The sequence below is a fragment of the Nocardia sp. NPDC051981 genome (assembly GCF_040680715.1).
Taxonomy (GTDB): domain Bacteria; phylum Actinomycetota; class Actinomycetes; order Mycobacteriales; family Mycobacteriaceae; genus Nocardia.
The window spans coordinates 183,666-202,623 of sequence record NZ_JBFAXK010000014.1; the positions used below are offsets into that span (position 1 = coordinate 183,666).

Below are 18,958 nucleotides of genomic sequence, written 5' to 3' on the forward strand. Positions count from 1 at the left end.
TTATGACGCGTGAGATCGCGGCGGATCGGACCGCCACCGTCTTCCCGCTCTCCCCGGCTCAGCTGGGGATGTTCTATGCGCAGCAACTGGATCCGGCGGTACCGCTGTCGGAGGCCCAGTACATCGAGATGCGCGGACCGCTGGATATCGCGGTGCTGCGGCTCGTGGGGGCGCAGGCGGCGCGGGAATTCGGTTCCGGTGTCCTGCGATTCGTCGAGATCGAGGATCGGCCGTATCAGGTGGTCGATACCGAACTGGACGCCACGGTCGGCTTCCTGGACTTCCGGGACCGACCGAACCCGGTTGCGGACGCGTTGGAGTGGATGCGCGCGGATGTGGCGGCGCCGATCGAGCTGTTCGGTGCACAGGCTGGGGTATCCACCGTGATCCGGGTCGGCGAGTCCCATCACCTGTGGTACACCAGAGCACACCACCTCCTCATCGATGGATTCGGCTCGATGACCATGCTGTATCGGGTCGCCGAGCTGTACAACGCCGCGGTGCGCGGGCAAACGGCGCCTCCCGGCACCGCGGCCTCGCTGCTGGACGTGCACGAGTCGGAGATGGCGTACCGGGAATCGAGCCGGTACGCCACCGACGAGCGCTACTGGCGCGAGGTCACCGCGGGCATGCCCGACCGGTGCAGCCTGGCCGGGGCCACCGCGCCCGCGAGCGCGCTGGCCCGTGAGGCGCGCGCCCAGCTGGGGGAGCGGACGGCCGAGCGGCTGACGAGCGCGGCCCGCCGTTTCGACACCAGTGCGGCGGGCGTGGTGATGGCCGCGGTCGCGCTGTACTACGCCCGGCTCACGGCCACCGAGGACGTGGTCCTGAGCCTGCCCGTGTCCGGCCGCACCACCGCGGTGCTGCGGCGTTCCGGCGGCATGATCGCCAATGTGGTGCCGCTGCGGGTGCCGGTGCCGCGCGCGGGACGGGTGGGGGAGGTCCTGGATGCCGTGCGGGTGGCGGCATCGGGGGCCTTGCGGCATCAGCGCTTCCGCCACGAGGACATGCGGGACGAGGGCGACCGGGACGAGTTCGGGCGCGGCATGACCGGGCCGGTCATCAACATCATGATGTTCCCGGCCGGGATCGACTTCGAGGGCGTGGATTCGAGCCTGCACGTGGTGACCTCGGGCCCGATCGAGGACCTGTTCGTCAACTTCTACCAGCACGGTGCGGGCGCGCCGATCCATGTCGACTTCGCCGCGAATCCGCGCCTGTACGACGAGGATTCGCTGAACCGGCATCACCGGCGGTTCCTCGCCGTGCTGGATTCGCTGCTGGAGGCGGAAGCCGGAACACCGGTCGCGGCACTGGATTACACGGTGCCGGACGAGCAGCCGATGCTGGCGGGCGCGCACGGGCCGGCGGCGCCACAGCCGCGGCTGCTGCCGGAGATCCTGGCGGACGGCCTGCGCCGCGCCGGACCCGAGACGGTCGCCGTCATGGGCCGCGACCGGCGGCTGACCTACGGTGAGCTGGACGCGCTGTCGAATCGGCTGGCGCGCCGGATTGTGCGGGCGGGCGCCGCCGAATCCGGTTCCGGGATACCGGAGGCCGCGGCCGTCGGACCGGAATCGACCGTGCTGCTGGCGCTCCCCCGTTCGATCGAGGCGATGGTCGCACTGTGGGCGGTGGCCAAGACCGGCGCGGCGTTCGTGCCGCTGGGTATCGCGCTGCCCACCGACCGCATGGCCCGCATTGCCGCCGACGCGGGCGCGACGATCGGCCTGACCCTCGCGGAATCGACTGCCGCGCTCCCGGATTCGGTCCACTGGATCACCCTCGACGACCTGCTCGACGAGGACGTGGCGCCGGCCGATCCGCCGCTCACCGCCGAGGAGGTGCGCGGGCGGCCGCGGGCCGGCAATCCGGCATACGTGGTGTTCACCTCCGGATCGACCGGGGTGCCCAAGGGCGTGGCGGTGACCCATGCCGGATTGGCCGGGCTGGCCGCGGCGATCGTGGCGGCGTACCGGGTCGCGCCCGGTGCGCGGGTCCTGCAGTGCCTGAACCCGAGTTTCGATGCGTCGGTGCTGGAATGGCTGATGGCGTTCGCATCGGGCACGACCCTGGTGGTGGCCGAATCGGATCCGGTGGTCGGCGCCGAATTGGCCGGGCTGGTACGGGATTTCGGCATCACCCAGGTTTGTTCGACGCCCGCGGTGCTGTCCACGCTGGAGCCGGACGCGCTCGACGGGGTGCGCGCGGTGTCGTCGGGCGGGGAGCCGACGCCGCCGGATATCGTGGCGCGCTTCGGGATCGGGCGGGAGCTGCTGAATTCGTACGGTCCCAGCGAGACCACGGTGGCCGTCACCTACACCCGAGGGCTGGAGCCGGGCGTGAATGCCGGGCTCGGCGACCCCATTCCGGGCGTCGGGATGCTGGTGCTGGATCGCTGGCTGCGGCCGGTCCCGATCGGGGTGGCCGGGGAGCTGTACGTGACCGGGCCGGGGGTGGCGCGCGGGTACGTCGGCCGTCCCGGGCTGACCGCCGAGAGTTTCGTGCCCGCCCCCTCGGGTCCGGCGGGGGCCCGCATGTACCGCACCGGAGATTTGGTGCGCTGGACCGAGAGCGGCGTGCTCGAGTACGTGGGTCGCAGCGACTTCCAGGTGAAGCTGCGCGGTATGCGGATCGAGCTGGGTGAGATCGACGCCGTGCTCAACGCGCACTCGTCGGTGGAGATCGCGGTCACGGTGGCGCGGCCCGGTCCCGGCGGCGGCACCGTGCTGGCCGCGTATGTGGTTCCGCACGCCGGTCAGGTGATCACCGAGCCCGAGCTGCTCGACCACGCCACCCACCGCCTCCCGCCGTACATGGTGCCCGCGACCGTCACGGTGCTGGGCGCGTTGCCACTCACCGCCAATGGCAAGGTGGATCGCCGGGCGCTGCCGGAACCCGTGGTGGCGCAACAGATGTCGGGTCGCGCGCCCGCCACCGACACCGAACGCCTGCTCTGCAGCCTGTTCGCGGAGGTTCTCGGGACCGAGGCCGGCCCGGACACCTCGTTCTTCGCCCTGGGCGGCGATTCGATCATGGCGATCACGCTGGTGTCGCGCGCTCGCGCCGCGGGCCTGGTCTTCTCCGCCCGTGAGGTTTTCGAGCACCGCACCCCGGCCGCCCTGGCGGCCGTGGTCACCCGGCTGGAGGACCGTCCGCGGCGGCTGCCCGAACTGGCGGGCGGTGGCGTCGGCCGCCTGCCGCTGACCCCGATCGCGGCCTGGCTGCTCGGCCGTCCCGGCTGGCGGCATTTCGCCCAGTCCATGGTGGTCCAGGTGCCGGCCGGGGTCGAACTCCCGGTGCTGCTGCGCGCCGTCCAGGCGCTGCTCGACCGTCACGATGTGCTGCGCGCCCGCCTGGTCGACACCGACGACGGGCTCCGCCTCGACGTTCCGCCGGCCGATGACATCGAGGCGGCGACGCTGCTGACACACTTCGAGTGGACGGCGGCCGAGGTCTCCGGGGCGGCGGTCGACCGAGCGCTGACGGATGCCGCCGGTCGGTTGGATCCGCGTGCTGGTGTGATGATCGCACTGAACTGGCTGGACGCCGGTCCGGCGCGACCGGGCCGGTTGGCGATCGCGCTGCACCACCTGGCCTGTGACGCGGTCTCGTGGCGAATTCTGCTGCCCGACTTGATGTCCGCCTGGACGCAGGCCGCGGCGGGGACGAAACCCGAGCTGCGGGAGACCGGGACCTCGATGCGCACCTGGGCGTATGCACTGGAGGCGCTGGCGTCACCGGACATTCCGAGGGCGCCGGCCGATGACTCGGCCGTCGTCGAATCGCCCTGGCCGGTCAGCGAACTCGGGTACTGGCGTGACGTGCTGGCCCCGGATGGCCTGATCGGGCGGCGCCGGCTGGACGTGGCGGTGGACACCCATCGGACCGCCCGGCGGATCGATATCGAGGTGCCGGGCGAGGTGTCGGCGGCGCTCATCGCCCGGCTCGCGGGCACCTACCGCTGCGGCGTCGAGGATGCGCTGCTGGCGGCCCTCGCGCTGGCGCTGGCACGCTGGCGGGACGGGCAGGATGCGGTCGCCGCCGGCACCGTGGTCACGGTCGAACGGCACGGCCGCGATGAGGCCGCGGTGCCCGGGGCGGACCTGTCGCGGACGGTCGGCTGGTTCACCACGCAGGTGCCCGTGCGGCTGGGACCCGTTGCCGTGGATGGGGATTCGGGCGCGGACGGCGTGGACAGCGCGTTGAAGACGGTCAAGGAGCAGCTGCGGGCCGTGCCGCGGGGCGGTTTCGGCTACGGGCTGCTGCGCTACCTGAACACACGGACGGCCTCGGAGCTCGCGGCACTGCCGGATCCGCAGATCGGATTCAACTACCTCGGGCAGATTCCCGAGCTCGCCGCGGGCGATTGGCTGCCGGTCGCGATGGGGGACCGGCTGGGCGGGCACGCGGATCCGGATATGCCGCTGGCGGCGGTCATCTCGGTGGACGCGGTCACGCTGGAGTCGGAGGGCGGGCCGCGAATCCGGGCGGTGTGGCAGTTCGCCGGCCACGCGGTCGCGGCCGGGGACGTGGAAGCGCTGGCGCGGGAATGGCTTTCGGCCGTCGGTGAGATCGCCGAGCTGGTGCGACGACCCGACGCCGGTGGCCTCACCCCTGCCGATCTACCGCTGCTGACCGTCGCGCAGCCGGAGATCGAGTCGTGGGAACGGGCTTTCGGCCGTCTGACCGATGCCTGGCCGCTGACGCCGCTGCAGCGCGGCCTGCTGTTCCAGGCGCAACTGGCCGCGGGCGGCCCGGACGGCTACTCGGTGCAGGCGATCATCGATGTCGAGGCCGACCTCGATCGCGACCGGCTGACGGCCGCCGCCGAGGCACTGGTCCGCCGCCACGATGTGCTGCGGGCCGGGTTCCTGGCCTCGGATACCGGTGCGGTGCAGGTGATTCCGGCCGAGGTCGCGGTGCCCTGCGCCTATCGGGAGGCGGTCGGCGCCACGCCGGCGGAGCTCGACGAGATCGCGGCGGCCGAACTGCGTGAGCCGTTCTCGGTCGACCACCCGCCCCTGATCCGATTCCTGTGTATCGCGGCGGGGGAGCGGCGCTTCCGGCTGGTCATCACCAACCACCACCTGATCCTCGACGGCTGGTCCATGCCGATGCTGTTCGCGGAACTCATCGCCCTCTACGAAACCTCCGGCGAAGATACCGGATTCGCGACCCCGGCCCCCTTCCGTACGCACCTGGAGTGGCTGGCCACCCGCGACGACAACCTGGCCCGGGAAGCCTGGGCGCAGTCCCTGTCCGGCCTCGACGGCCCGACCCTGATCGCCCCGGCCGCGCCGCGCGCCGACGCCGCGACCGTCCCGGTCGCCCACGAGGTGCCCCTGCCCGACGGCCTCCCGGACGCCCTGCGCCGCACGGCCGCGGCCTGCCAGGTCACCGTCAACACCCTCGTGCAGGTGGCCTGGGCGCTGCTGCTGGCCGAGCAGACCGGCGGCTCCGACATCGTCTTCGGCGCCACGGTGTCCGGCCGCCCGCCGGAACTGGCCGGCGCCGAGCGCATGGTCGGCATGCTGGTCAACACCGTCCCGGTCCGCATCGCCCTGGACCCGGCCGAATCGATCGCCGACCTGCTCACCCGCGTGCAGCGCGAGCAGGCCGCCCTGGCCGACCATCAGCACCTGGGCCTCGACGAGATCCAGGCCGCCACCGGCCTGGGCCCGCTCTTCGACACCGCCACCGTCTTCGAGTCCTACCCGGTGGACGCCGCGACACTCACCGCCGCCACCCGCCAGGCCGACCTCACCGTCACGTCCCTGCGCGCCCAGGACGGCACCCACTACCCCCTCTCGCTGGCCGCCTATGCCAACAACGGCCTCCGCCTCGAACTGACCCGCTCCCCACACTATTTCGATGCCTCCGAGGCCGATGCGCTGGCAGCGGCGCTGTCCCGCCTGCTGACCGACCTCACCGGCGACTCGCGCCGCCGCGCCGCCGGACTGCGCGGCACGGACCCCGACGCGCTGGTCTCGATCCGACCCGGGGCCGAGTCCCGCGAGGTACGACTCCTCCCGGATCTGCTGTCCGCCAACGGATATCCGGACACACCGGCGATCGTCAGCGCAGCCTCACCGGCTGCCGAGCTGACCTACGCCGCGCTGGCAGCCGCGTCGAATCGATTGGCTCGCAGGCTGATCGAAGCCGGTGCCGGGCCCGAACGTGCGGTGCTGGTGGCTCTGCCGCGGTCGGTGATGTCGATGGTCGCGGTGTGGGCCATTGCGAAGACCGGGGCGGCGTTCGTGCCGGTGGATGTCACGCAGCCGGCGGCGCGGACGAGCGCCATCGCCTCGGAATGCGATGCGGTGCTGGGGATCACCTCGGATCAGGTGACGGATCTGCCCGGCGACGTGGCTTGGCTGCGCCTGGACAGCGACGCGTTGGTCGCCGAGTGCGCGGCGATGTCCGCCGAACCGGTCACCGATGCCGACCGGCTCGCGCCCCTGCGCCCGGAGCATGCGGCCTACGTGGTGTTCACCTCCGGGTCCACGGGCACGCCGAAGGGTGTCGTGGTCTCGCACACCGGGCTGGCCAATATGGCGGCGGCCATGGCGGAACGCGGTGGCATCGATCGCGATTCGCGCGTGATGCACTGCCTCAACCCGGCTTTCGACGCGGCCATGCTGGTGTGGATGTCCGCGTTCGCCGCCGGCGCGACGCTGGTCGTCGCACCGCCGGAGGCCAGTGCGGGTGCGGAGCTGGCGGCCGCCGTCCGCGCGGGCGCCGCCACCCACCTGACCTGTACGCCGAGCGTGCTCGCGACCCTCGATGCCGCGGACCTGCACGGTGTGCGGACGGTCGTCATGGGTGGCGAACCCTGCCCGCCCGCGCTGGTGACACGCCTGGGCCGGGGTCGCGCGTTCGTGAATTCCTATGGCCCGGCGGAGACCACGATCGCCGCGAGCTTCGGCGACCCGATGACGGCCGGCACCTCGACCCTGCTCGGCGATCCGGTGCCGGGGACGACCCTGCTCGTGCTGGACGCCTGGCTGCGGCCGGTACCGCCGGGCGCGGTCGGCGAACTGTATGTGCGCGGTGCGGGGCTGGCGCGCGGCTATGCCGGTCGCGCAGCGCTTTCCGCGAGCCGGTTCGTCGCCGACCCGTTCACCGCCGGGCAGCGCATGTACCGCACCGGCGATCTGATGCGCTGCACCGCGGACGGTTTCGAGTACGCCGGTCGCAGCGACTTCCAGGTGAAGATCCGCGGCATCCGGGTGGAGCCGGGGGAGGTCGACGCCGTCCTGCTGACGCATCCGGGCATCGAGGCGGCGGTGACCGTCGCCCGGCGCAATCCCGCCGGCGCGATGACGCTGTGCTCGTATGTCGCGCTGTCGGATCCGGCCTCGGTGCCGGAGCTGCTGGCCTGGGCTTCCAGCCGGCTGCCGCGCTACCTGATGCCCGCCGGCCTGCAGGTGCTGCCGGAGCTGCCGCTGACGGCGAGCGGCAAGGTGGACCTGCGCGCTCTGCCCGAACCCCAGCTGGCCCAGGCCGAATACGTCGTCCCGGCAGGTGCCGAGGTGGCCATCGCCGAGACCTACGCCGAGGTGCTGGGGCTGGATCGCGTCGGTGCTCGCGACGACTTCTTCGCGCTCGGCGGCGATTCGCTCATCGCGACGCGCGTCGCCGCCCGTCTCACCGCGCACCTGGGCCGCACCGTTCCGGTGCGTCTGCTCTTCGAGGCCCCGGTGGTTTCCGACCTGGCCGTGCGGCTGTCGGCCGCCGAGATCGACACCGCCGCACCCGCTCTCACCCGGACCGAGCGCCCCGACCTGGTCCCGCTCTCCCCGGCCCAGCAGCGCATGTGGTTCGTCAACCGCTACGATCCGGCCTCCCCGGCCTACAACGTGCCGGTGGCGCTGCGTCTTTCGGGCCACCTGGACCAGGACGCCCTGCGTGCCGCGCTGCGGGATGTGCTGGCCCGCCACGAGACGCTGCGCACGGTCTATCCCGATATCGACGGCGTCGGCATGCAGCGGGTGCTCTCCGCCGCGGACGTCCCGCTCCACCTCGACCCGGTGCCGGTGTCCCTCGACCGGCTACCCGAGGTCGTCGCGGACACCATCGGCCGTGGGTTCGATGTCACCGCGGCGGTCCCGCTCCGGGTCCGGGTGTTCGTCGTCGCCGACCGCGAAATCAGCTCGGCCGCAGGTTGTTACGGCCCGCGCGCTACGACGGACGGCCAGTTCGAAGAGCACGTGGTCGTGTTGGTCGCGCATCACATCGCGATGGACGGTTTCTCGATGGCCCCGCTGACCCGCGATGTGGCCGCCGCCTATGCGGTGCGAGCCGCCGGGCAGGCGCCGGCGTGGGAGCCGCTGCCGGTCCAGTACGCGGATTACACGCTGTGGCAGCGGGATCGGCTCGGCTCCGAGGCGGACACGGACTCGCTGGCGGCCCGGCAGCTCGAATACTGGTCGGACACCCTAGCCGGGGTGCCGGATCACCTGGAGCTGCCGACGGATCGGCCGCGTCCGGCCCGCGCCTCGCATCGGGCGGCCGAATGCACCGCCCGCGTGGACCGGGATCTGACCGCCGCGATCGACCGCTGCGCCCGCGCGCATCGGGCGACCCCGTTCATGGTGGTGCACGCCGCGCTGGCCGTGCTGCTGTCCCGCCTCGGCGGCACCCCGGACGTGGTGGTCGGCACCCCGGTCGCGGGGCGCGGCGTGCGCGAACTCGACGACCTGGTCGGCATGTTCGTGAACACGCTGGTGCTGCGTACCGGTATTCGCCCGGAGGAGGGTTTCGCCGCGCTGCTCGATCGGGTGCGGGATACCGATCTCGCCGCCTTCGAGCACGCGGACGTGCCGTTCGAGCGGCTCGTGGAGGTGCTGGCCCCGGCCCGGTCGGAGTCCCGGCACCCGCTCGTCCAGGTCATGCTGGTATTCCAGAACCTGGCCATGCCGGAGCTCCAGCTGCCCGGGCTGACCGTGTCCCCGCTCGAACTGCCGCAGACCAACAGCCGTTTCGACCTGAGTCTCACGGTCATCGGCGACGCCGACGGCATGGAACTGCGGTGCTGCTACGCCACCGACCTCTTCGATGCGTCGACCATGGCGGACTTCACCGGCCGGCTGGTGCGCGTACTGGCCGAGATCACGGCCGGACCCACCCGCCCGGTCGGCGATCTCGACCTGCTCACCGCGGCGGAACACGAGCGGCTGCACGCGGCCGCCGAACCCGTCGCGTCCCCGCGCGTGCTGGCCGACCTCATGGCCGACGCGGTCGCGGCGAACCCGGACGGCCTCGCCGTCATCTGCGGGGACCGCCGGCTCACCTACCGTGAGCTCGACGCCCGGGCCGAGCAGCTGGCGCGGCGGCTGACCGCGGCCGGCGCCGGACCGGAAACACTGGTGGCCGTGGGCATTCCGCGGTCCATCGAATCGGTGCTGGCGGTCTGGGCCGTCGCGCGGGCCGGGGCGGCCTTCGTCCCGGTGGATCCGGCCTATCCGCCGGATCGGATCGCCCGGATCATCGACGTTTCGGGGGTATGTCTCGGTCTCACCGTGCGCGCGCAGTGGGACCGACTTCCGGGCACGGTGGAATGGTGGTGCCTGGACGACCGCGATGCGGAGGAGTATCCGGTCGCGGTTCATGAAATCAGCAGGAACACAGCCCATCCGGCGTACGTCATCTTCACCTCGGGATCGACGGGCGCGCCCAAGGGGGTTGTGGTCTCCCACGCGGGGCTGGCGAATCTCGCTGCCGCGCAGCGGGACCGGGACGCACTCACCTCGGATTCCCGGGTCCTGCACGTGGCGTCGCCGAGTTTCGACGCCTCCGTCGTGGAACTGCTGATGGCGGTGGGCGCGGCCGCCACGCTGGTGATCGCGCCCCCCACCGTCTTCGCCGGACCCGAGCTGGGCGAACTGCTGTCACGCGAACGGGTTTCGCACATCGCGCTCACGCCCTCGGCGCTGTCGACCGTGGATCCGTCCGGCCTGGACGATCTGCGCCTGATCGTCACCGGCGGCGAACCCTGCCCGCCGGAACTGGTGGCCGCGTGGGCGGCCGAGGGCCGCAACCACTTCAACGACTACGGGCCGACCGAGGCCACGGTGACGGCCGCCGGCGCGCCCGTGCATCCCGGTGCGCCGATCACCATCGGCCGGGCCGCACCCGGCATGCGGGCCCTCGTTCTCGACGACCGGCTGCGCCCGGTTCCGGACGGCGTGGTCGGCGAACTGTATCTCGCGGGAGTCGGCTTGGCGCGTGGCTATTTCGACCGCTACGACCTGACCGCAGCCCGGTTCGTGGCCGACCCGCACGGCCCGGCCGGCCGGCGCATGTACCGCACCGGCGACCTGGTGCGGCGACGCGACGGGAACCTGGAATACCTGGGCCGCACCGACACCCAGGTCAAACTGCGCGGCCTGCGCATCGAGCTGGGCGATGTCGAGGCGGCGCTGACCGCGGAGTCCACGGTCGCGCGCGCGGTCGCGGTGGTCCGCGACGACGGGCGCGGCGGCATGCTCGCCGCCTACGTGGTCGCCGCGGACGGCACGGAACCCGAACCGGTGGCTCTGAAGAGGGCTGCCGCGCAACGACTCCCGTCCTACATGGTGCCCTCCGCCATCACGGTGCTGCCCGATCTGCCGCGCACCGTCAACGGCAAATTGGACCTCGATGCCCTGCCTGCACCGCAGCTGGTGGCAGGGGAGCAGCGACCGCCCGAGGGGTCCGTCGAGACGGCGGTGGCGGCGGCCTTCGCCGAGGTCCTCGGCGTCGATCAGGTCTGGCGTGACGACGATTTCTTCGCCCTCGGTGGCAATTCGCTCATCGCCACCCGGGTGGTGGCGCGGCTCGGCGCGGCGCTCGACACGGCCGTCCCGGTGCGCGCCCTGTTCGACGCCCCGACGGTGGCCGAGCTGGCGGCGCTGGTCGCCTCCGGTGGCGCGTCGGATCGTCCGCGCCCGGGACCGCGCCCGCGCCCGGAGCGCATCCCGTTGTCGGCGGCACAGCAGCGCATGTGGTTCCTGAACCGCTACGACCCCGCCTCGCCGCTCTACAACATCCCGGGAGCGTTCGAAATCACCGGCGCACTGGATATTTCGGTGCTGCGTGAGGCGCTGGACGATGTCATCGCCAGGCACGAGACACTGCGCACCATCTACCCGGTGGGGCCGGACGGGCGTCCATACCAGCAGATCCTGCCCGCGACAGCGGGTTCGCTGCAGATCACCGAACTCGAGGTGGCGGAGACGGATATCGCGGCGGCCCTGATCACCCAGTTGTCCCGCGGCTTCGACATCACCCGCGAGACGCCGCTGCGGGTCTGCGTGCTCCGCGTCGCGCCGGACCGTGCGGTGCTGGCCATGGCCGTGCACCACATCGCGGCGGACGGCTGGTCCATGGCCCCGCTGGCCCGGGATGTCATGTACGCCTTCGTCGCTCGCTCGACCGGGGTGGCGCCCGAGTGGATTCCGCTCCCGCTGCAATACGCCGACTACGCGCTGTGGCAGCACGAACTGCTCGGCTCCGACCGCGATCCCGACAGCCTGGCCAGCCGTCAGCTGGAGTTCTGGCGCACCACCCTGGCCGGTGTGCCCGAGGTCCACGCGCTGCCCACCGACCGCCCGCGCCCGGAGGCTCCCTCCGGGGCCGGCGACCGCGTCGAATTCACCGTTCCCGCACCGGTCCACGACCGCATTCAGGTACTCGCCCGCAACCACGGCGCCAGCCCGTTCATGGTGGTGCACGCCGCGCTGGCCGTCCTGCTGGGGCGGCTGTCCGGCCGCACCGACGTCGCCATCGGCTCGGTGGTCGCGGGCCGCGGCGACGGCGAATTCGACGACCTGGTCGGCATGTTCGTCAATACCGTGGTGCTGCGCTCGCAGCTCGATCCCGCCGCCGGTTTCGCCGACACCCTCGACGCCGTGCGGCAGGCCGACCTGGCCGTATACGGCAACATGGACCTGCCGTTCGAGCGGCTGGTGGAGGCGCTGGCCCCGGCCCGCTCCACCGCGCACCACCCGTTGTTCCAGGTGCTGCTCGCCTTCCAGAACCTGCAGACCGAGGCAACCACGCTGCCCGGCTTGGAGATTCGACCCTTGGAAGCGCCCGCGCCCGGATCCAAGTTCGATCTGGAATGGATGCTGGCCGAGCAGTTCGGGGCCGCGGGGGAACCGGCGGGGATCACCGCCTCCCTCACCTTCACCACCGACCTCTTCGATCGCGGCACCGCCGCCACCATGGTGGACGGCTTCCTCGCGCTGCTGGACGCGGCGACCGCCGCCCCGGCGGCGGCGATCGGCACACTCGACGTGACGCCCGCCGGGGGCACCCCGGTGCCCACGCTCACCGTGCATCCCCTCGACGAAGCCACCGTCGTGGCGAATCCGCAGCCCGCCCTGGCCCGCCGGGCCTACCGCGCGCCGCGGACCGACGCCGAACGCACCCTCGTCGACGCCTTCGAAACCGTGCTGGAATCCCCGCGAATCGGCGTGGACGACAACTTCTTCGATATCGGCGGCAACTCCATGGGCGCGGTCCGCCTGGTCACCCTGGTGCGCGAACACACCGGCATCCCCATGCCCCTGCAGTGGATGTTCCTCGACCCGACGCCCGCCGCGCTGGCGGAGCGCCTGGTCGAGGCCGCCGACCAGCCGGGGGTGGAGGCGTCCATGCGGGTGCTGCTGCCGATGCGCCCGCAAGGCGACGCACCGGCCCTGTTCTGCGTGCACCCGGCCATCGGACTGGCCTGGTGCTACGGCGGACTGGTGCAGTACATCGACGGTGACCGCCCGATCTACGGCATCCAGTCGCCGGGCGTCACCGACGGCGGCACCGCCGACCGCACCGTGCGCGAGCTGGCCGTCCGGTATGTCGAGGAGATCCTGCACGTCCAGCCCGAGGGCCCGTACCACCTGCTCGGGTACTCGGCGGGCGGGCCGCTGGCGCACGCCATGGCCGTCGAATTGCGCCACCGCGGTGCGGAGGTGCCAGCGCTGGTCATGATCGACGCGCGCGCCGACGTCGTGGTGCCCGACGACAGCGCCCTCCCGCCACTATCGATGCTGCTGGCCGAATTCGGCGGCATCGACATCCCGCCGGAGCTCGAGCACCTCACGCCCGCTCAGGCGGCGGATCTGCTGGCCGCGTCCGGAATCACCTTCACCGCAACCGATCTGGAGAACTCCTACAGCGATCTGCAACACCTGCTGCGCCAGATCGCGGCCCACGAGCACGAGGTCTTCGACGGCGACCTGCTCTTCTTCGCCGCCGCCCACAACCCGGACCCGATCCCGAACATCACCACCTGGCGGCCGTATATCGGCGGCAGCATCCAGGATCGGCCGCTCCCGTACCGCCACAACGAGATGATCACCGCCGAGGCGCTGGCCGTCATCGGACCCCTCGTGGACGCCTACCTGCGGCGGTGATGCCGCGCAAAGCGCGCGATCTCGCGCCGCGGCTGGGGAAGAATGGGCGCTGGAAACCCGGTCGGCTACGGAAGGTTCGGGCAAGTGTCGGTGAACGGGAAACGGCGGCTGCTGGGCGCGGCGGCGGTGGGGCTGGGTGCGCTCGGCGCGGGCGAGTTGCTCGCCGCGGCCAGGGGCGGGTCCGTGCTCGACGGAATCGGGCGGCTGGCGGCCGACTACGCGCCCGTGCCGGTGGTCGAGACCATGGTGGCGCAGGCCGGGGAGCACGACAAGGAGATGACCCGGCTCGGCGTGGCCCTCGGCGGCGTCGCCGCGGCTTCCGCAATGGCGCTGCTGCCGCCGCGGCTGCGGACCCTCGCGGCGGTGGCCTTCGGCGCGGGAACGGCGGCCGCCGCACTGCGCAGCGCCAACCGGTCGGTGCCCGGCGCGGCCGGTGGCGTGGCCGCGGCGGCGCTCCTGCGCGCGGGACTGCGCGGCTCCACCGGACCCCGTCACGGATTGCTGTGGGCGGCAGCGGGAACCGGCATGCTCACCGCTGCCGAGGTGCTGGTGCGCCGCGAGGATCTGCGATACCGCGAGGTGGCGCGGCGGTCCGGGTCGTGGGGTGCGCACGTGCCCGTCCCCGAGGACGGCCTGGGGCTGGAACCGGGACTGTCGCCCCTGATCACACCCGCGGGCAAATTCTATGTGGCGGACGTGAATTCGCGGCCGCCGCGCATCGACCCCGCCCAGTGGCGGCTGGCCATCGGCGGCCGGGTGGCCCATCACCTGCGGCTGTCGCTGGCCGATCTGGCCGAGCAGGCCGTGGAATTCGATGCCGTCATGGTGTGCGTGCACAATACGGCCGGCTCGGGCCGCTGCGGCAATGCCCGCTGGTTCGGTGTCCCGCTGACCGCGCTGCTCGACCACGCCGTCCCCGAAGCCGGGGCGACCCGGCTGGTCACCCGCGCCGCCGACGGCTACACCATCTCGCTGCCGCTGGAACCGCTGCGCACCGGCGAATGGCCCGGCTACCTGGTCATCGGCATGAACGGCGAACCGCTGCCGCCCGAACACGGCTTCCCCGCACGGGTTTTCGTGCCCGGCATCTACGGGCAGTACTCCGGGGCGAAGTGGATCACCGAGCTCGAACTCGCCGACGACACCCATGTCGACTACTGGTGCAAGCGCGGCTGGCCGGTCGAGCCGCTGTGGGTGCGCCCGCAGGCCCGCATCGACGTGGCCACCTGCGGCGGCACGAATTCCGGCAAGTTCACGGTCGCCGGCGTGGCCTGGGCCCCGCCCCACGGGGTCGCGGGCGTCGAGATCCGCATCGACGAAACCGAATGGCTCCCGGTCGAACTCGGCTCCGAACTGGCGCCGGCCGCCTGGCGGCGCTGGCGCACCCTCGTCGATCTCCCGCCGGGCGCCCACACCATCCAGGCCCGCGTGATCAGCCGCTCCGGCGAGGTCCAGGACCCGGCCGAACGTCCGCCCTTCCCGTTCGGCCCGGGCGGCCTGCACACGGTCACGGTCACCGCCTAGTCCACCGCGGGCACCGGCCATGACATCTGTCATGGCCGAGGAGTGACGTCCGCGTGGTGTGGAGCGGCTCCGCGGACCACGGCGGCCCGGACACGGAGCGAGCCGTCCGCGGCACAGGCGGTCCGCGACTGTCGCCGCGACCGATCCTGTTCGGTGTAGCGTCCGGCTCTGTGGACGCGGAGGAAGAGGGCATTCGGCGACGGCGGCGGTTCGGGTCGCTGTTCGCGGCGGTGTGGGCGGTGTATCTGATCGAGCCGCTGCGACGGGGCTGCGAGCTGGAGAACCCGGTGGCCCGGGCGTACACGCTCGCGGTGATCGTGGCCTTCGGCGCCTGCTACATCTGGTCCTACTGGACGCTGGTGCGGGGCAGCCGGCCGGTGGGCGCGGCATGGCCGCCCGACCCCGGGCTGCGGACGGTCCTGATTCCCCTGGTCGCACAGACGGCGCTGATCCTGGCGGCCGCGGTCACACTGCACTCCTCGGTGCTGAGCATGAGCGTCTACCTCGCCTCCTACATCGGCTTCAGCGCGCCGGTCCGGTTGGCCATCCCGCTGGAGCTGGCGCTGATCGTGGCGTTCGGGGTGGCACCGCAGCTGGTCACCGGCCGGCCACCGGAATGGGGGCTCATCCAGTCGATCGCATTGGCGGGCTTCGCCGTCGGCGGGATTCGCGTGATCCTGGTGCGCAATCACCAGCTGTACCTGGCCCGCAAGCAGCTCACCGAGCTGGCCGTGGCGGAGGAACGGCTGCGGGTCGGGCGTGACGTGCACGACATCCTCGGCCACTCGCTGACCGTCATCACGGTGAAAACCGAACTGGCGCAACGACTTGTCGATCTCGACCCGGACCGGGCGAAAACCGAGATGGCCGATGTCGAGCGGCTGGCCCGGGAGGCGCTCGCCGGGGTGCGCACCACCGTCGGTGGCCTGCGTGAGGTGTCGCTGGCGGGTGAGCTGGCCAATGCCCGCACCGCGCTGCGCGCTGCCGAGATCGCGGCCGAGCTACCGGATTCCGACGATCTGCCGATCCGCCACAGCGTGGTGTTCGGCTGGGTGCTGCGCGAATCCGTGACCAATGTGGTGCGGCACAGCGGCGCCGCCCACTGCCGGGTGCGGGTCACCCCCACCAGCATCGAGGTGTCCGACGACGGTGTCGGCATGAGCGATTCGGCGCGCACCGGCTCCGGCCTGGCCGGCCTGCGCGAGCGGGTGCAGGCCACCGGCGGCACCTTCACCCTCGCCAACCGGCCGGAGGGCGGATTGCGGGTGCTGGCAAGCTTTCCGGCGACCATCAAGGAGCCGGAATGATCAAACTGCTGCTCGCCGACGACCAGGCCCTGGTGCGCGGCGCCCTCGCCGCGCTGCTCAGCCTCGAGCCCGATCTCGAGGTGGTCGCCGAGGTGGGGCGGGGTGACGAGGTCCTCGCGGCCGTCGCACGCACCGCCCCCGACGTGGCCCTGCTGGACGTGGAAATGCCCGGCCAGGACGGCATTTCGGCCGCGGCACAGGTGCACGCGGCCCACCCCGAAGTCCGCATCCTCATGGTCACCACCTTCGGCCGCCCCGGCTACCTCCGCCGCGCCATCGATGCCGGAGCCTCGGGCTTCGTCGTCAAGGACACGCCCGCTCGGGAATTGGCCGATGCCGTGCGCCGCGTCCACATGGGCCTGCGCGTCGTCGACCCCGCCCTCGCCACCGAAACCCTCACCGCCGGAACCTCACCCCTGACCGCCCGCGAACGCGAGGTCCTCGCCGCCGCGGCCAACGGCGCCACCGCCGGCGCGATAGCCAGACAACTCCACCTGTCCGAAGGCACAGTCCGCAACCACCTCTCCTCCGCAATAGGCAAAACCGGCACCCGAACCCGCGCCGAAGCAGTCCGCGCCGCCGAACGCCTCGGCTGGCTCTGACTCGCGCTCGCCCCGCGTCGAAGACCGCGTACGGGCGCATCAGTCGGCGTCTGCGGCCGGATCGATCGAACCTCAGAACCTCCCGCCGCGGCTGATGCGGCGGGAGCCGTCGGAGCCGCCGAAGGAGCCGGGGCCGTAGCTGCTGCCCCCACCGCCGAAACCTCCTCCGCCGCGGCGGTATTCGTTGCCCATGCCGCGGAGCATGCCGTCGATGAGGATGCCGCCGAGGATGGCGCCGGTCTGGGAGCCGGAGCTGACGCGCTGCTGCTGGGCCTGCCAGTCGCGGACGGCGGCCTGGGCGGTGTGCAGGGCGCGGGCGCCGAGTTCGGCTGCGCGCTGGGCGGATTGCAGTGCGCGCTCCGGGTCGGCGGGTGCGAGCCGCTCGGCCTGCTCGAGGCTGCGCTGGGCCTCGGCGAGGCGGGTACGGGGTTCGGCGTCCACGCCGCCGCGGCGGGTGCTGATGAAGTCGGCCGCCGCATTGACCTGGCTGCGGGCGGCCGTGAGGGTCTGGTCGAGGCGGCGGCGCAGGTCGTCGGCGGCCCGCTTGCGGTCGGTGGCGGACGCGATGGCCTGATCGAGGGCGGCGTCGGCGGCGATGGCCTGCCGGAAGACGCCGAGCGGGTTGGTGGCGGCGTCGGCGGTGGCCTGATCCAGCGCGGTGCGGGCAGCCGCTGTGACGCTGGGCAATTCGGTCCCGCCGTGTTCGGAGAGTCCGGCCGCGGTGGTGAGGTCGCGGCGCAGTTCCTCGATGATCGCGGGTAATCCGGCGCGGGCCTGGTCGATATCGACGGCGGCGGTGTCGACCGCGTCGAGCAGCGTGCGCGCGGCGTCCACGGCGGATTCGGCGGTGCGGATGTCCGCGACCGCCGCGCCTTGCTGGCCGACGGGTTTGGCGACCGCGGCCCGGCCGTCCTCGATCGTCTTCTCCGCGAAGCCGATTCGCTCCTGCGCCATGCTCACGTTGTCGCGGATCGGCGCGAGCACCGAGGCGGGGTGGCCGGCCACCAGCTGAGCGAGCGTGGCCCGCGATTTCGGCAGCCGCGCGGTCAGCTCCACCATGGCCCGGGTAAGCGCGTCCAGCCGCTCCCCGGCATTGATGAGCAGATCGCGCATGGCGTCGAATTCGCCGACCTTGGCGTCGAGTTCCCGATTCGCGCTGCCGCAGCTGCTGATCAGCTCGACCAGCATGCGCTGCTGCTGGTCGGGCGTTTCGGGAATGTCGTCGTCGAGTTGCTGGCGAATCGAGAAGGCCTTGGCCAGCGCGTTCTTCGCGCCCGTGAGCGCGGCGGTGAACGGCGCGGTGGCGGTGGTCCCGAATTCGTCGGTGGCCAGCCGTAATTCCTCGGTGCTGGTGCGAATGGCGTTGTCGGTGTCGACGAGGGTTTCCTTGGACAGCGCGTCCAGGACCACGAGGGGGAGGGCTTCCAAGGCCGCGGTATCGGTCGGATCGGTCTTGCGAGCCGACTCCATCACCGAGCGTTCGCGCCGCGTCCTGCGCCGCCGTGACCACAGCCACACACCCAGCACCGCCAGCACCACCGCCAGCGCCAGGATCAGCAGCGGCCAGAGACCGACACCACCGGGCCCGCTCATGGCGCGCGACAGCCCGCTCGCCGCCGCCAGCCCGGCCCCTGCCCAATCCCCGGCCCGCAGCTTGGGTTCGACCTGGTCGATCAGCAGCTTGTCCAGGTCCTTGTCGCTGACCGACTTGGGCAGCGTCCCCGTGAACGCGTAGGCCCGATCGTCCACGGCCACCGACAGCAGCACATCCCGATCCCCGAACCCGGACAGCGCCGCGGTCTGCTCACCCCACGAATGTGAGTCCATCCCATTGAAATTGCGCACGTAGACGACCCACAGTCGCTCGTGGTCGCGCGAGTACAGCGAGTCGATGGCCTGCTGCAGTTCCGCGGTCTGCCCCGGATCGAGCGCGCCGGCATTGTCGGTCACATAGCCGGGCAACCGCAGCGGCGCGTCGGCCGTGGCCGGTGCGGCCCGCCCGCCGACGAGGACCGAGGCCAGGAGCAAGCCGATCACGAGGAGGAACAGCTGCTTCGATCGCCGCATGCTCCGAATCTAACTCTGGAACGCTGAGGGTCGGTTTCTTCTGCACACTGTGTCGAGG

The 18,958-nt window shown here is 72.1% G+C and carries 5 protein-coding genes; 4 read left to right on the forward strand and 1 reads right to left on the reverse strand.

The window, feature by feature from the left end; genetic code table 11:
- Nucleotides 1-2 precede the first annotated feature (2 nt).
- From AB0L60_RS24325 to AB0L60_RS24340, 4 genes are all read left to right on the forward strand, one after another.
- On the forward strand, nt 3-13,400 hold the full coding sequence (locus tag AB0L60_RS24325) for an amino acid adenylation domain-containing protein (RefSeq protein WP_364617745.1): 13,398 nt from the start codon (nt 3-5) through the stop codon (nt 13,398-13,400).
- An 84-nt stretch (nt 13,401-13,484) separates the two neighbouring features.
- Nucleotides 13,485-14,924, forward strand: a complete 1,440-nt coding sequence (locus AB0L60_RS24330) for a molybdopterin-dependent oxidoreductase (RefSeq protein ID WP_364617747.1) — start codon at nt 13,485-13,487, stop codon at nt 14,922-14,924.
- Nucleotides 14,925-15,094: 170 nt separating this feature from the next.
- Nucleotides 15,095-16,231, forward strand: a complete 1,137-nt coding sequence (locus tag AB0L60_RS24335; RefSeq protein ID WP_364617749.1) for a sensor histidine kinase — start codon at nt 15,095-15,097, stop codon at nt 16,229-16,231.
- A complete protein-coding gene (locus AB0L60_RS24340) occupies nt 16,228-16,833 on the forward strand; it encodes a response regulator transcription factor (protein WP_364617751.1) in 606 nt (201 codons plus the stop codon). Before AB0L60_RS24335 ends, AB0L60_RS24340 begins: the two co-directional genes overlap by 4 nt.
- Nucleotides 16,834-16,905: 72 nt before the next feature.
- On the opposite strand, the gene AB0L60_RS24345 is transcribed toward AB0L60_RS24340, so the two are convergent.
- Entirely contained in the window at nt 16,906-18,900 is a 1,995-nt protein-coding gene (locus tag AB0L60_RS24345; protein ID WP_364617754.1) for a TPM domain-containing protein, read from the reverse strand.
- Between the last annotated feature and the right edge of the window lie 58 nt (nt 18,901-18,958).

Bases quoted from the DNA above. Each gene is read 5' to 3' on its own strand.
- AB0L60_RS24340 (WP_364617751.1), top strand. From the start codon at position 16,228: ATGATCAAACTGCTGCTCGCCGACGACCAGGCCCTGGTGCGCGGCGCC.
- AB0L60_RS24345 (WP_364617754.1), bottom strand. From the start codon at position 18,900: ATGCGGCGATCGAAGCAGCTGTTCCTCCTCGTGATCGGCTTGCTCCTG.
- AB0L60_RS24325 (WP_364617745.1), top strand. From the start codon at position 3: ATGACGCGTGAGATCGCGGCGGATCGGACCGCCACCGTCTTCCCGCTC.